Origin of the sequence: Ruminococcus sp. YRD2003, assembly GCA_900109435.1 — a bacterium.
Taxonomy (GTDB): Bacteria; Bacillota; Clostridia; order Oscillospirales; family Ruminococcaceae; genus Ruminococcus; species Ruminococcus flavefaciens_G.
In genome coordinates, this window is the sequence record FNZT01000005.1 from 237,274 (window position 1) to 250,543 (window position 13,270).

The following is a 13,270-nucleotide window of genomic DNA, read 5'->3' on the forward strand; positions in this document are numbered from 1 at the left end:
CTATTGACAAACTCTTCACGAAGCGCTATAATGGCATTGTAAACAGCAACGGAGCTGAGGACGACATAGTCCTCGGCTCTATTTTTTTGGTTAGCGCTAATTCCATACACAAAGGGGTGTATGATGTCAGTAGTGGCATCATGCACCCTTTTGAATTTTATGCTGTAAATTTTTAAGGAGGAATCCCTATGGACGCTCAGACAATCATATCACAAGTGACTGAGAGCACAAACGGCGTAGTATTCGGAGTATGGTTCCTTATTGGCGCGGCTCTCGTATTTTTCATGCAGGCAGGCTTTGCAATGGTGGAGACAGGCTTCACCCGTGCAAAGAACGCAGGCAATATCATAATGAAGAACCTCATGGACTTCTGTATAGGTACGGTCGTATTCGTACTCATCGGCTTCGGACTCCTGTTCGGAGAAGACCTCGTAGGTATAATCGGTCAGCCCGGTTTTGACATATTTACTTCTTACGCAAACTTCGACTGGTCGAACTTCGTGTTCAACCTCGTATTCTGTGCAACAACAGCTACTATCGTTTCGGGTGCTATGGCAGAACGTACAAAGTTCCTGTCTTACTGCGTATACTCGGCGGTCATCAGTGCGGTCATCTACCCGATAGAGGCTCACTGGGGCTGGGGCGGCGGCTGGCTCAGCCAGTGGGGCTTCCACGATTTCGCAGGCTCCGCACACATCCACATGGTCGGCGGTATAGCTGCTCTCGTTGGTGCGGCTATACTCGGACCCAGAATCGGTAAGTTCCACAAGACCAAGGACGGCGAGACAAAGGTAAACGCTATCCCCGGTCACAACCTCACAATTGGCGCTCTCGGCGTATTCATCCTCTGGTTCGGCTGGTATGGCTTCAACGGTGCGGCTTGTACTTCTATCGACCAGCTCGGTTCAGTATTCCTTACAACTACTATCGCTCCCGCAATCGCAACAGTTACCTGCATGATTTTCACATGGCTAAAGTACGGCAAGCCTGATGTTTCGATGTGTCTGAACGCTTCACTCGCAGGTCTCGTAGGTATCACAGCTCCCTGTGACGTAACAGACTGCCTCGGTGCTACAATAGTTGGTATAGTTTCCGGCTTACTCGTTTGCTTCGGCGTATGGTTCCTCGACTACGTGCTCCACATCGATGACCCTGTTGGTGCAGTTGCAGTCCACATGATGAACGGTATCTGGGGCACTATCGCAGTCGGACTCCTCGCTAACCCTGAGGTCCCCGGCTACTCACTCGCAGACCAGAACGGCGACCAGCTCGCAGGTCTTTTCTACGGCGGCGGCTTCGGTCTGCTCGGCAGACAGCTCACAGGCTTCGCTGCAATCGCAATATTCACAGCTATCACAATGACTGTTGTATTCCTCGTTATCAAGGCTACTATCGGACTCCGTGCCTCTGAGCAGGAGGAGATCATCGGTCTCGATATCACTGAGCACGGACTCATCTCCTCTTACGCTGACTTTGCTCCCTCTATGAGCGACGCTGCAATGTACGGCTACACTAAGGACGACGCAAAGAGCGTTCAGAAGGTCGGCACTCCCGAGGCTCCCGCAGTTCCCGTTGAGGAGGCTATAGAAGTCAAGAACTACTCTGCTCCTGCTCCCGACGGTACTCCCAAGATGACGAACATCGTGGTCATCTTCAAGCAGCAGAAGCTCCAGCAGTTCATCGAGGCTATGGAGGCTATCGACGTAAAGGGCATCACGGTAACGAACGTTCTCGGCTGCGGTATGCAGAACGGACAGCGTAACTACTACCGTGGTACTACGGTCGAAATGAACCTGCTCCCGAAGGTAAAGGCTGAGATAGCAGTATGTGCGGTTCCCGTTGACAAGGTTGTGGCTGCTGCCAAGTCGGCTCTGTATACAGGCAACTACGGCGACGGCAAGATGTTCATCTACGACATCGAGAACGTCATCAAGATTCGCACGGGCGAGGAGGGCTACAACGCGCTCCACGACTCGGCAGAGTGGGAAAAAGCATAAGCTGACTAAGGCGTCCGCAGATACACTGAAATCCTAAAAAAATTCCAGATGAATTCTCCACCGTCTGCGGACTGCCTTTCTCATAAATGTATTTCAAGGAGCATAAAGCTAATGTCAAAATTCATTTTCGTAACAGGCGGAGTCGTTTCGGGACTCGGCAAGGGTATCACGGCTGCATCGCTCGGCAGACTTCTCAAGCAGCGCGGCTATAAGGTCACGATACAGAAGTTCGACCCCTATATCAACGTCGACCCCGGTACTATGTCGCCCTTCCAGCACGGCGAGGTCTTCGTCACCGACGACGGCGCCGAGACCGACCTCGACCTCGGACACTACGAGCGCTTCGTGGACGAGAACCTCTCGGTACACTCGAACGTAACGACGGGCAAGGTCTACTGGAACGTCATCACGAAGGAGCGCCGCGGCGACTACCTCGGCGGTACGGTGCAGGTAATTCCTCACATCACCAACGAGATAAAGGACAGGGTCTACAGTGCCGCAAAGGAGGCAAACGCTGATGTTGTTATCACGGAGATAGGCGGTACGGTCGGTGATATCGAGTCCACGCCTTTCCTCGAGGCGATACGTCAGGTCGGAACGGAGCAGGGACGCGAGAATGTATGCTACATACACGTTACCCTCGTCCCGTACATCGCGGGCTCGGAGGAGCTCAAATCCAAGCCGACTCAGCACTCCACAAAGGAGCTGCTCTCGATAGGCATACAGCCCGATATCATCGTATGCCGCACAGAGAAGCGCATCCCCGATGATATGTCTGCAAAGATTGCACTCTTCTGCAATATCCGCAAGGAGGACGTTATACAGAACCTCACAGCTCCGTCGCTGTATGAGGTGCCGCTATGGCTCGAAAATGAAGGACTCGCGCACTCGGTATGCCGCCACCTCGGTCTCACGGACAATGCTCCCGACCTGACCGAGTGGACGGAAATGGTACACCGTGCCGAGAATGCGCACAAGCAGGTCACGATAGGACTCGTCGGCAAGTACGTCGAGCTCCACGATGCATATCTCTCAGTAGCGGAGGCGCTCCGCCACGGAGGTATCGTCAATGACGCTGCCGTTGATATAAGATGGATAGACTCGGAGGAGATAACCGCCGACAATGCCGCAGAGACGTTCGCTGAATGCGACGGTCTGATAGTTCCCGGAGGCTTCGGTCACCGCGGAGTGGAGGGCATGATAGAGACTATCCGCTATGCACGCGAGAACAATGTCCCGTTCTTCGGTATCTGCCTCGGTATGCAGATGGCAGTTACCGAGTTCGCGCGGAATGTGTGCAACCTCAGCGGAGCAAATTCCGCCGAGTTCGGAGAAACTCCCTACCCCGTCATCGACATCATGGACGAGCAGAGGAACATCTCCGAAAAGGGCGGCACGATGAGGCTCGGACTTTATCCCTGCAAGCTGTCCGAGGGCTCGAGATGCCGCGAGATATACGGCGATGAGCTCATCTACGAGCGCCACCGCCACCGCTACGAGTTCAACAACGCATACCGCAAGGTGCTGACCTCGAATGGTCTTCACATCGCGGGACTTTCTCCCGACGAAAAGCTCGTGGAGATATTTGAGCTCCCCGACCACCCGTGGTTCGTGGGAGTGCAGTTCCACCCCGAATTCAAATCCCGTCCGAACAAGCCGCACAAGCTGTTCGCGGATTTCATAAGAGCATCGCTCGAAAATAAATAATTAAACGGAGGAAATAAAAATGGAAAAGGTAACAGATTATTTTGGTTCAATGGTATTTGACGACAGAATCATGAAAGCGACACTCTCCGAGAAGGTATACCGCTCGCTGAAGCGCACTATCGACAGAGGCACACCGCTTGATATCTCCGTAGCGAACGCTGTTGCAGCCGCTATGAAGGACTGGGCTATCGAGCTCGGCGCAACTCACTATACACACTGGTTCCAGCCTATGACTGGTGTGACTGCTGAGAAGCACGACAGCTTCATCAGCCCTGCTCCCGACGGACGCGTTATCATGGAGTTCTCGGGCAAGGAGCTCGTCAAGGGCGAGCCTGATGCTTCATCGTTCCCTTCGGGCGGACTTCGCGCTACATTCGAGGCTCGCGGCTACACGGCTTGGGACCCGACCTCCTACGCTTTCATCAAGGACGGCACCCTCTATATCCCGACTGCATTCTGCTCCTATACGGGCGAAGCTCTCGATAAAAAGGTACCTCTCCTCCGTTCTATGGAGGCGCTCAACAAGCAGGCTCTGCGTATATTGAAGCTGTTCGGGAATGACAAGGTCAAAAGCGTCAAGACCTCAGTCGGACCCGAGCAGGAGTACTTTCTCGTTGACCGTGAGATGTGGAAGAAGCGCAAGGATCTTATTATGACAGGACGCACGCTCTTCGGTGCAATGCCTCCCAAGGGTCAGGAAATGGATGACCACTACTTCGGCTCCATCAAGCCGAGAGTTGCCGAGTACATGGCTGACCTCGACCGCGAGCTCTGGAAGCTCGGTATCCTCGCAAAGACTAAGCACAACGAGGTTGCTCCCGCTCAGCACGAGCTTGCTCCTATCTACGATACAACAAACATCGCCGCTGACCACAACCAGCTCACTATGGAGGTCATGCAGAAGGTGGCTCTCCGCCACGGACTTGTTTGCCTCCTCCATGAGAAGCCCTTTGCAGGTGTGAACGGCTCGGGCAAGCACAACAACTGGTCTATATCCACAGACTCAGGCGAGAACCTCCTCTCTCCAGGTGAGACTCCCGCTGAGAATGCGCAGTTCCTGCTCTTCCTCGCGGCTGTTATCAAGGCTGTTGACGATTATCAGGACCTCCTCCGCCTCTCAGTTGCTACCGCAGGCAACGACCACCGTCTCGGTGCGAACGAAGCTCCTCCCGCAGTTATCTCTATCTTCCTCGGCGACGAGCTGACAGCTGTTCTCGACGCTATCGAGAGCGACAAGCCCTACGGCGGCACAAAGAAGGAGAAGATGCAGCTCGGCGTTGACGTTCTGCCCAAGTTCAGCAAGGATTCCACCGACAGAAACAGAACTTCTCCGTTTGCATTCACAGGCAACAAGTTCGAGTTCCGTATGCTTGGCTCTTCCAACAGCATCTCCTGCGCGAACATCCACCTCAACGCAGCTGTTGCTGAGGAGCTGAAGCAGTTCGCTGACAAGCTCGAGAAGGCAAAGGACTTCAACAAGGCGCTCCATGACCTCATCAAGAAGACTATCAAGGAGCATAAGCGCATAATCTTCAACGGCAACGGCTACGACGACAAGTGGATTAAGGAGGCTGAGAAGCGCGGTCTGCTCAACCTCAAGACCACAGCCGACGCTATGCCCCGCATCTGCGACAAGAAGAACGTCGAGATGCTCACAGCGCACGGTGTATTCACCGAAGCTGAGATTTTCTCTCGCCGCGATATCATGCTCGAGAACTACGTCAAGACCGTCAACATCGAGGCTGTGACTATGGTAGATATGGCTCGCAAGGAGATAATCCCCGCAGTCGCAAAGTTTGCGTCCGATACAGCTTCCGCAGTATCCGTGAAAAAGAGCGTATCCAAGGCAGCCTGCAAGTATGAGACAAAGCTCGTTACCGAGCTGTCCGAGCTCATCGACGATATGGACGCTGCTACAACTGAACTCGAGGCTGCTATCGCTAAGTTCAAGGGCATAGCTGAGATAATCGAGACTTCCGAATTCGTCCGCGACGTTATGCTGCCTGCTATGGATAAGCTCCGCAGCGCCGCTGACAAGGCTGAGACTATGACCGCTGAGGACTACTATCCGTTCCCGACATATGACAAGCTTCTTTTCGGAGTGTGATATAAATGAGATTCACTAAAATGCAGGGCTGCGGCAATGACTATGTATATGTCAACTGCTTTGAGGAGAGCGTAAGCTCTCCCGAGCAGCTTGCCCGCTCGGTAAGTGACAGGCATTTCGGCATCGGCTCGGACGGACTCGTTCTGATATGTCCGAGCGAGGTCGCCGACTGTAAAATGAGAATGTTCAATCCCGACGGCAGCGAGTCGGAGATGTGCGGCAATGCCATACGCTGCGTGGCAAAGTACGTCTACGACAGGGACATCATCCACAAGCAGAAAATCGCCGTTGATACGCTCGCGGGGATAAAGCTGATAGCCGTCAACACCGACGAGAACGACATCGCGCGCACGCTGACGGTGGATATGGGAGCTCCGATAACTACTGCCGCGGAGATACCAGTCATTGCCGTGAGCTCGCCCGTGAAGGACCTCCGACTGGAGGCGTTCGGCAGGGAGTTCACCGCGACCTGCGTATCTATGGGCAACCCCCACGCTGTTATCTTCATCGACGAGGACGTCAGCAGCTTCGACGTTGAGGGCTTCGGCAGAGTCTTCGAGCAGGACGAGCGCTTCCCGCGCAAGGCGAACATCGAGTTCGTGAATGTTCTCTCGCCGACACATCTGAAAATGCGCGTCTGGGAGCGCGGCACTGGTGAGACACTCGCCTGCGGCACTGGCACCTGCGCAACTGCGGCGGCGGCTTGTCTGAACGGCATAAGCCCGTATGAGCCTGTGATGGTAGACCTACTCGGCGGTCAGCTGACGATAGAGTGGAAGAAGACGGACGGTCACATCTATATGACGGGTCCTGCAGAATTTACATTTGACGGAGAGTATTACAATGGCTGATTTCAACGAAAAATTCTTAGACTTAAAGGAAAGCTACCTCTTCAGCGAGGTAGCTAAACGTGTTTCTGCGTTCCAGCAGAGAGAGCCCGAAAGGTCGGTGATACGCCTCGGCATAGGCGACGTCACCCTCCCGCTCGGAAAGACGGTGGTGCGGGCTCTGCACTCTGCCGCTGATGAAATGGGCAGGGCGGAGAGCTTCCGCGGATACGGTCCCGAGCAGGGCTACGACTTCCTCCGCGAGGCTATAGCAGGACATTATCAGAGCTTCGGCGTTAAGCTCGACACCGACGAGATATTCGTCTCGGACGGCGCGAAGTCCGACACGGGCAATATCACCGACCTGTTCTCGAAGGACAATACGGTGCTCATTCCCGACCCCGTGTATCCTGTTTACGTCGACACAAATACGATGAACGGCAGGAAAATCGTCTACATCAACGGCACTGCGGAGAACGACTTCCTCCCCATGCCCGACAGGAGCGTCCACGCGGACATCATCTACATCTGCTCGCCGAACAACCCCACGGGCGCGTGCTACAACAGGGCTCAGCTCCGCGAGTGGGTGGACTATGCCCTCGAGAATAACGCCGTTATCCTCTTTGATTCGGCATATGAGTGCTTCATCTCGGACTCCGACCTCCCGCACAGCATCTACGAGATAGAGGGTGCGGAGAGGTGCGCGGTGGAGTTCTGCTCCCTCTCCAAGACGGCGGGCTTCACGGGTACGCGATGCGGATATACCGTAGTCCCGAAGGCGATAACGTCGAAGTCTGCGAACGGCAGGGAAATGAGCCTCAATAAGATGTGGAACCGCCGCCAGTGTACCAAATTCAACGGTGTTCCGTACATCGTACAGCGTGCCGCCGCGGCTGTTTTCAGCGAGGAGGGCATGAGCGAAGCTCGCGCAATGATAGCCCACTATATGGAGAACGCGAAGGTCATCTCCGACACCATGACCGAGTTCGGCATACGCTATACGGGCGGAATCAATTCGCCGTACATATGGTTCGAGTGCCCCTTCGGCATGGACAGCTGGCAGTTCTTCGACTTCCTGCTCGAAAAGGCGGGAGTGGTCGGAACTCCAGGTGCGGGATTCGGTCAGAACGGCAATAACTGGTTCCGCCTGACAGCATTTAACAGCAAGGAAAATACAGCTGAAGCTATGAAAAGATTCCGTTCACTGCTAAAAGCATAATGATTGACCTGATGTGCAAAATGTGCATTTTCAATGTAAACTTTTCCGGAAATTTTCTATATAGGGACTTTACATTCATTTTGCACAAATTGCACATTCAAAAAGTCCGATTATTCGGGCTTTTTTCTTTTGCTCTCTTCTATTCCTATCTTGGTACCAGGTAATGAGACACAAAACGTGTATTTCATGTGTATTCCGACAAATGGAATAGCCGCAGGTCTCCCTGCGGCTTTTATCATACCTATTCATTGATCTCAAAGCACACCGAGCTCGAATCCTTGAAATCGCCGTTGAATTCAAGCGTTACATCAAGACTGCCGTCCTCGTTTTCGTGGACGTTTATCTTGCGGACAAGCAGGCGCAAATTCGCATCCGAGATGTACGGCTCGAGCAGCACCTCGTCGAGCAGCTCTGCTGTGGACATCAGTTCGTCGCGGCGCTTCTTACTGAGTTCGTCAAACTTCCTGCAATCCTCTATCTTCTGCGTCAGCTCCGCTATCTCAGCTTCACGCTTTTCAATCATTGAGTTGTAGACCTTAGCGTGTTCGCGGTCATTGATCCGCTCAATGATCACCTGTTCAATCTGGACCTTGAGATTGGCTATCTTCTCGGTGTAGTCCTTTATCATTTTATCGTACTTCGGCTTCTTTTTGTTCCACTCCCTGACTATCTCGTCGTACTTCTGACTGGAATCCAGTATCTCCTGGCGGAGCATTACAAGCTCCGTGTGGATAATCTCGTCAAGCTGAGTCTCGCGGATAGTGTGAGCGGTGCAATATTCGTTGCCGTAACGGTGATTGCTGTTGCAGGTGTACTCCACCCACGACTTACCTGCGACTGTCCTCTTCTTGGCGATAGAGTTCGCTCCGCACTCAGCACATTTTATCATACCGCAGTATCTGTGGATAGTGTTTCCGAACTTAGCACGGACACCGCTCCTGAGTCTGCTCTCGAGAAGCACCTGTGCCTGATTGAATGTCTCGCGGTCGATTATCGCAGGCATGAAGTTTTCGTGGCGGTACTGTTCCTCGGGCGGAATGACGTCAACAGTCTTGTAAATTTTTGATGTAACTGTCTTGTGGTTGACGAGAGTGCCTGTGTACGCCTCGTTCTGAATTATACGCTTGACCGAAGTCTGCACCCACAGGAACTTTCTCGCAACCTCAGTATGTCGCGGATTTTTCTTCCTATGCGAGAAGAATTCGGGAGACTTTATTCCGCGGCGGTTGAAGTCTTTCGCTATTGTACTGAGTCCGTAGCCTGCGAAGAACTTTTCAAATATCTCCCTGACTATTGCCGCTGCCGTTTCATCGACAAGCACCTCACCTGTATTTTTGTCCTTGTAGTAACCCATTGGCAGGTTCACAGGCATTCCTGTTTTCTGCTTCTGTCGTATGCCTGTACGGACTTTCTTGCCTATATCTTTGGCATAGAAATCATTGACGAGCTGCTTGAAGCCGATTATCATATCGTCATTCTCGTTCGATGAGTCGATACCCTCGGTCACCGAGTACACCTTGACGTTGTTCTCGCGCAAGTAGTCAATGAACAGTGCCGTGCGAGTTCGGTGTCTGCCAAGTCGGGACAAGTCCTTGACAAGCAGAACATCGACCTTTCCGTCCTCCACCGCGAGCTCTATCTGATGAAGTCCTTTTCTCTCGAACGTCATTCCCGACACATTGTCATCGAAGCTCTCGCCCGATATTTCGTAGCCGTGCTGCTCGGCGTAGTCAACAAGTATCTGCCGCTGATTCTGAAGACTGTTCATCTCAGCGTCCTCATCTCGGGACAATCTGTAATATAACCATGCTTTCATTCATCTGCCTCCTTTTCTGCCGAGCACTTTTCGACCTCGGCGGCGTGAAGATAATCGCTCAGAAGCGACTTGATGAACAGCTCGAAGCTCTCGCGGTCGCCGTTGAATTTGGCGATAATATTTCTGATCTTCGGCTCCTTTATTCTGCAGTATGACACTTCTTCTCCAAGCGTTATACCTCCTGTGTCATCGTCGTACTGCTCTACATAGTCCAGACGTATCTGCTGCGGAACCTGTACGATGCTGTGCTCTTCGCAGTCATAGGATCCAATTTTGTTTAATGCTGATGCTTTCATTTTTATACCTCCATTCGTATTGGCAGTCGCAGCACCTCGGTTGGTGCTACGACACACCATACCACAGACTTCCTCAGAAGTCTACTGATTTCTCATTTGTTTCTGATATTTCGACCTTATCAACAACATCTGTCAGTGGACATTTGTCTATATCACCCGAATGGAGATAGTCGCTGAGCAGCGATTTTATGAACAATTCGAAGCCCTGCGTGTCTCCATTAAATCTGACATTGATGTTTCTGATTTGCGGTTCTTTAATAGTTCTTCCCAATATAAAACTCTCCTTTTATATCTCTCGTTCATGTTTCCTATGTGATGTAAATTGTTCATTTTAAAGATTCCTTTCGATTTAAATTTGGGCATCAGCCCATGTGTATTCCGTGAGCTTCTTTTCGTTCTCGTTCCTCGGCGAGTGCCTTGCTGTCAATGTGCTCCCGAGCGTACTCGGTATCGTCGGCAGGCTCGTCATCTATCAGCGAAGCCACAGCAGCAATGCCACTGACGATATCAGGTGCAGCACTTCTATCAGCACCACCAGTCGGAGCAGTCTGAAGCCGTGACTTCTGCTCTGCTCTTCGGAGCATTTCAGCTGCGATAAGGTCTGCTCGTTCAGGCTCCCAGCCTGTGAGACGAGGTCCTTTGCCGCCTGATCCAGCTTCGACACCTCTGCCGTCACGTTCTGTGACGTCTGCTCCTGTATCTCCTTTCCCTGTTCCAGCAGCTGATTGTATATCGTCCGCTGATTTTGCAGGTACCGTTCCATCTGCGCGTATGTCATAGTTTCGTCTGTCTGAGCCTTGACTTCGAACAGCGTATCTGTCAGAAGTTTCAGCTGTGATATCAGCGCCAGCCAGTTGTGTTCCTGGACGCAGACCATAGTTGGTATATCCTGTGTCTCCTCCAAATTCTGCTTGGAGGCTTCTTTCGCTTCTTCGTATTTCGAATTCATATTCCATATTCTCCTTCCTGTATTTCGCTTCGTGAAGCTTGTTGTCGCGGCATCTTCTGCCGTTGGGACAAGTGTATGTAATGTACTTTCGGCTGTCCTCCCATTTCACATCGTAGCCACACTGCTTCATGTAGAAGCGGAATTGCTTCTTTGATTTTGCTCTTTTCATGACCATGTCAATGGTATTGGAGAGAGCCATTTTCCAGCTCTCACCTCGCATTGCAACACGATACTCACCATTAGTAACGCCGTTGCTCTGCTTGTGTATCTCAGGTTTGCCGAGCGTTGTCACTCCGTACTTTTGACAGATTTCATCGCTGAGCTGACGTAGGTCTTGCAGTGTAAACTTGTTTGAGTGGTACTTCAGACCGGTCTCTGCGTTGACTGCATTGAGTACGAAGTGTGAGTGTATGTGGTCTGCGTCGGTATGAGTTGCCACCACAACTTCGTGTCCCGGGAATGCTTTCTCCGCAAACTCAACAGCTATCTTATGAGCAAGTGCAGGCTCTATCTTGTAGCCGCTTGGGTGAGACTGGACGAAGTGATAGTAACGTATACCGTCAGTCTTGCCATACATCTCTCTTGTATTTTTGAACTCCTGGTACGCAGTGGGCAGCGAACAGTTGAAAGCTGTCACATATTTCTTGCCCTCGGTCTTGTCGTCTCGGCAGATGTAGTCGAGACTTTTCTTGCCGCCGCCACCGCATTTCGTGCTTATCGCAGTGACCGTCGCCACTACTTCACCTCCCTCAGAAGCTGACCTATCAGCTCCGTGACCTTCCTGTGTTCATCAAGGAGCGGCTGAAAGTTCACGGCAGTCAGCCTGTCCATGTTTGCAAGTGTAGCAATCTGGTTGAGATTACGTCCGATAGCTTTCTGCTGCTTTACTATCTCGTCGACGCCGTTCGCGACAACGATTTTCTTGCCGAGAGCGCAGCGGATTACGAAGTCGTTGAGCTTCAAGACGTGCCTTTCAGCCAGTTCATGGATACGCCTGCTTTCTTCCTCTGTACAGCGTATCGCTATGGTTGTGTTTCGTTTTCTCATGTGTCTACCTCCTTCTTTCCTATGTCAAAAAAGTGGGTTCGGGCTTCTGCCCGACAAGCAAGGCGGCAGGCGGAATGCCAGCTGCTATGCTTGCCTTCCCAGAAGGGAAGATTTTTCTCGGGTACTGCCACTTTTCTCATCTGTCGATAGTATCTGTGCGGTATCGCCACACTCGCTCCACGTTGCGCGACAACCGCTTTCACCGCCACTGGTGGGATAACTACCCGAATTTGGCATCGGCGACAGAAACGGCGCGTTTTGTGCGTGATTTTACCGTCACCCGAGAGCGTTATACCGTCACCCTGAGGCACCTATGCCGTCACCCGTATTTTTACCGTCACCTGCCTCAAACAAAGGTAAATAGACGTATTCTGAGTTTCGGGTGCCGGCATGGTCAGCAATTTCTACCCACAGCAGGCTTCCATTTTTACTGTCACCCGACTGGTCATAAATGAGTTCCAGTATTCGTGCACCATGACTTCTGCGAGCTGTGAAAAGCACTCCGTATGTTTTGAGCTCATTCGTGTGCTGAACAAGATTTCTCGTTATCCAGTTCGGAGCATACTCACGTCCGAAGTGTTTGTACATAAGTTTGCAGAGCTCAGTCGCCGAACCTGTGAAACGTTTCTCATCGACCATGAGATCATGTATAGCGAAAGAGAAAAGGTCTGGCTGACGCTCAGGCACATCATCAACTACATTCCACCTGTGATTGTTAAACTCCAAATTCAATTCAAGGTGTTCGATATCACGACCAGCGCAGTGCAGTTTAGCTTTACCGCTGCCGCGCCTTTGTTCTATCATGACCATGATTCCGTCGACGCTGCCGATGATACCTGTCGAGCCAGAGACCATATTGAACGGATCGCTGTCATAACACTTGCGGGTATGATGCACGACAAGTATTGCGACTTTCAGCTTGTCCGCAAGCGCTTTCAGTACAGAGAGCTCTTTGTAGTCTGAGCCATAGTTGACATCTGTGTTGCACCTTACTTTCTGAAGTGTATCAATAACAATCACTTTCAGATTCGGAAGCTCCTGCTTACTCTTTTCAAGTTCTTCCTCAAGACCGTTGCCTATTGACTGCGCTTCTATTGCGAAGTTCAAGTTCTCACAAGGTTCATCTGTGAGATCGTATATCCTGTTCTGCAAGCGCAGGAGGTTGTCCTCGAGACTCAGATACAATACCTGACCAATATTTGTATCATGTTTGAGGAACTGCTCGCCGTTAGCGACAGACAAACATAAGTCCAATGCTAACCACGACTTGCCTATCTTCGGTGCGCCTGCAAGGATATACAGTCC

The 13,270-nt window shown here is 51.8% G+C and carries 11 protein-coding genes; 5 read left to right on the forward strand and 6 right to left on the reverse strand.

Features of this window, described 5'->3' with window-relative positions; genetic code table 11:
• Positions 1-188: 188 nt before the first annotated feature.
• From BMX22_RS05270 to BMX22_RS05290, 5 genes are all read left to right on the forward strand, one after another.
• Positions 189-1,997 (forward strand): ammonium transporter, encoded by a 1,809-nt coding sequence (locus BMX22_RS05270; protein WP_074741309.1) that lies wholly within the window; start codon positions 189-191, stop codon positions 1,995-1,997.
• 111 nt (positions 1,998-2,108) lie between these two features.
• A complete protein-coding gene (locus tag BMX22_RS05275; protein WP_074741311.1) occupies positions 2,109-3,704 on the forward strand; it encodes a CTP synthase in 1,596 nt (531 codons plus the stop codon).
• A gap of 19 nt (positions 3,705-3,723) precedes the next feature.
• Positions 3,724-5,811, forward strand: coding sequence for a glutamine synthetase III (locus BMX22_RS05280; protein ID WP_074741313.1), 2,088 nt, complete (start codon positions 3,724-3,726; stop codon positions 5,809-5,811).
• A 5-nt stretch (positions 5,812-5,816) separates the two neighbouring features.
• Positions 5,817-6,662 carry a diaminopimelate epimerase gene (gene dapF / locus BMX22_RS05285; RefSeq protein WP_074741315.1) on the forward strand — a complete coding sequence of 282 codons (846 nt, stop codon included), beginning with the start codon at positions 5,817-5,819 and terminating at the stop codon, positions 6,660-6,662.
• On the forward strand, positions 6,655-7,857 hold the full coding sequence (locus BMX22_RS05290; protein WP_074741317.1) for an LL-diaminopimelate aminotransferase: 1,203 nt from the start codon (positions 6,655-6,657) through the stop codon (positions 7,855-7,857). The genes dapF and BMX22_RS05290 overlap by 8 nt, the downstream gene beginning before the upstream one ends.
• Positions 7,858-8,098: 241 nt before the next feature.
• Here BMX22_RS05290 and BMX22_RS05295 read toward each other — a convergent pair whose 3' ends face one another.
• The 6 genes from BMX22_RS05295 to BMX22_RS05320 form a co-directional block, all read right to left on the reverse strand.
• Entirely contained in the window at positions 8,099-9,673 is a 1,575-nt protein-coding gene (locus BMX22_RS05295; protein ID WP_074741319.1) for a recombinase family protein, read from the reverse strand.
• Complete coding sequence (locus BMX22_RS05300; RefSeq protein WP_074741321.1) at positions 9,670-9,969, reverse strand: hypothetical protein; 300 nt, start codon at positions 9,967-9,969, stop codon at positions 9,670-9,672. Before BMX22_RS05300 ends, BMX22_RS05295 begins: the two co-directional genes overlap by 4 nt.
• Positions 9,970-10,042: 73 nt before the next feature.
• Positions 10,043-10,240: a hypothetical protein gene (locus BMX22_RS05305; protein WP_074741323.1), complete on the reverse strand. Its 198-nt coding sequence runs from the start codon at positions 10,238-10,240 to the stop codon at positions 10,043-10,045.
• 91 nt (positions 10,241-10,331) lie between these two features.
• Entirely contained in the window at positions 10,332-11,654 is a 1,323-nt protein-coding gene (locus BMX22_RS05310; RefSeq protein WP_074741325.1) for a relaxase/mobilization nuclease domain-containing protein, read from the reverse strand.
• Complete coding sequence (locus BMX22_RS05315) at positions 11,654-11,965, reverse strand: plasmid mobilization protein (RefSeq protein ID WP_074741327.1); 312 nt, start codon at positions 11,963-11,965, stop codon at positions 11,654-11,656. Before BMX22_RS05315 ends, BMX22_RS05310 begins: the two co-directional genes overlap by 1 nt.
• 297 nt (positions 11,966-12,262) lie before the next feature.
• Positions 12,263-13,270 (reverse strand): AAA family ATPase (locus tag BMX22_RS05320; protein WP_074741329.1); only part of this gene is annotated, 1,008 nt, incomplete at its 5' end.

Coding starts and splice junctions, on each gene's coding strand:
- BMX22_RS05300 (WP_074741321.1), bottom strand. CDS start 9,969: ATGAAAGCATCAGCATTAAACAAAATTGGATCCTATGACTGCGAAGAG.
- BMX22_RS05290 (WP_074741317.1), top strand. CDS start 6,655: ATGGCTGATTTCAACGAAAAATTCTTAGACTTAAAGGAAAGCTACCTC.
- dapF (WP_074741315.1), top strand. CDS start 5,817: ATGAGATTCACTAAAATGCAGGGCTGCGGCAATGACTATGTATATGTC.
- BMX22_RS05280 (WP_074741313.1), top strand. CDS start 3,724: ATGGAAAAGGTAACAGATTATTTTGGTTCAATGGTATTTGACGACAGA.
- BMX22_RS05315 (WP_074741327.1), bottom strand. CDS start 11,965: ATGAGAAAACGAAACACAACCATAGCGATACGCTGTACAGAGGAAGAA.
- BMX22_RS05295 (WP_074741319.1), bottom strand. CDS start 9,673: ATGAAAGCATGGTTATATTACAGATTGTCCCGAGATGAGGACGCTGAG.
- BMX22_RS05270 (WP_074741309.1), top strand. CDS start 189: ATGGACGCTCAGACAATCATATCACAAGTGACTGAGAGCACAAACGGC.
- BMX22_RS05275 (WP_074741311.1), top strand. CDS start 2,109: ATGTCAAAATTCATTTTCGTAACAGGCGGAGTCGTTTCGGGACTCGGC.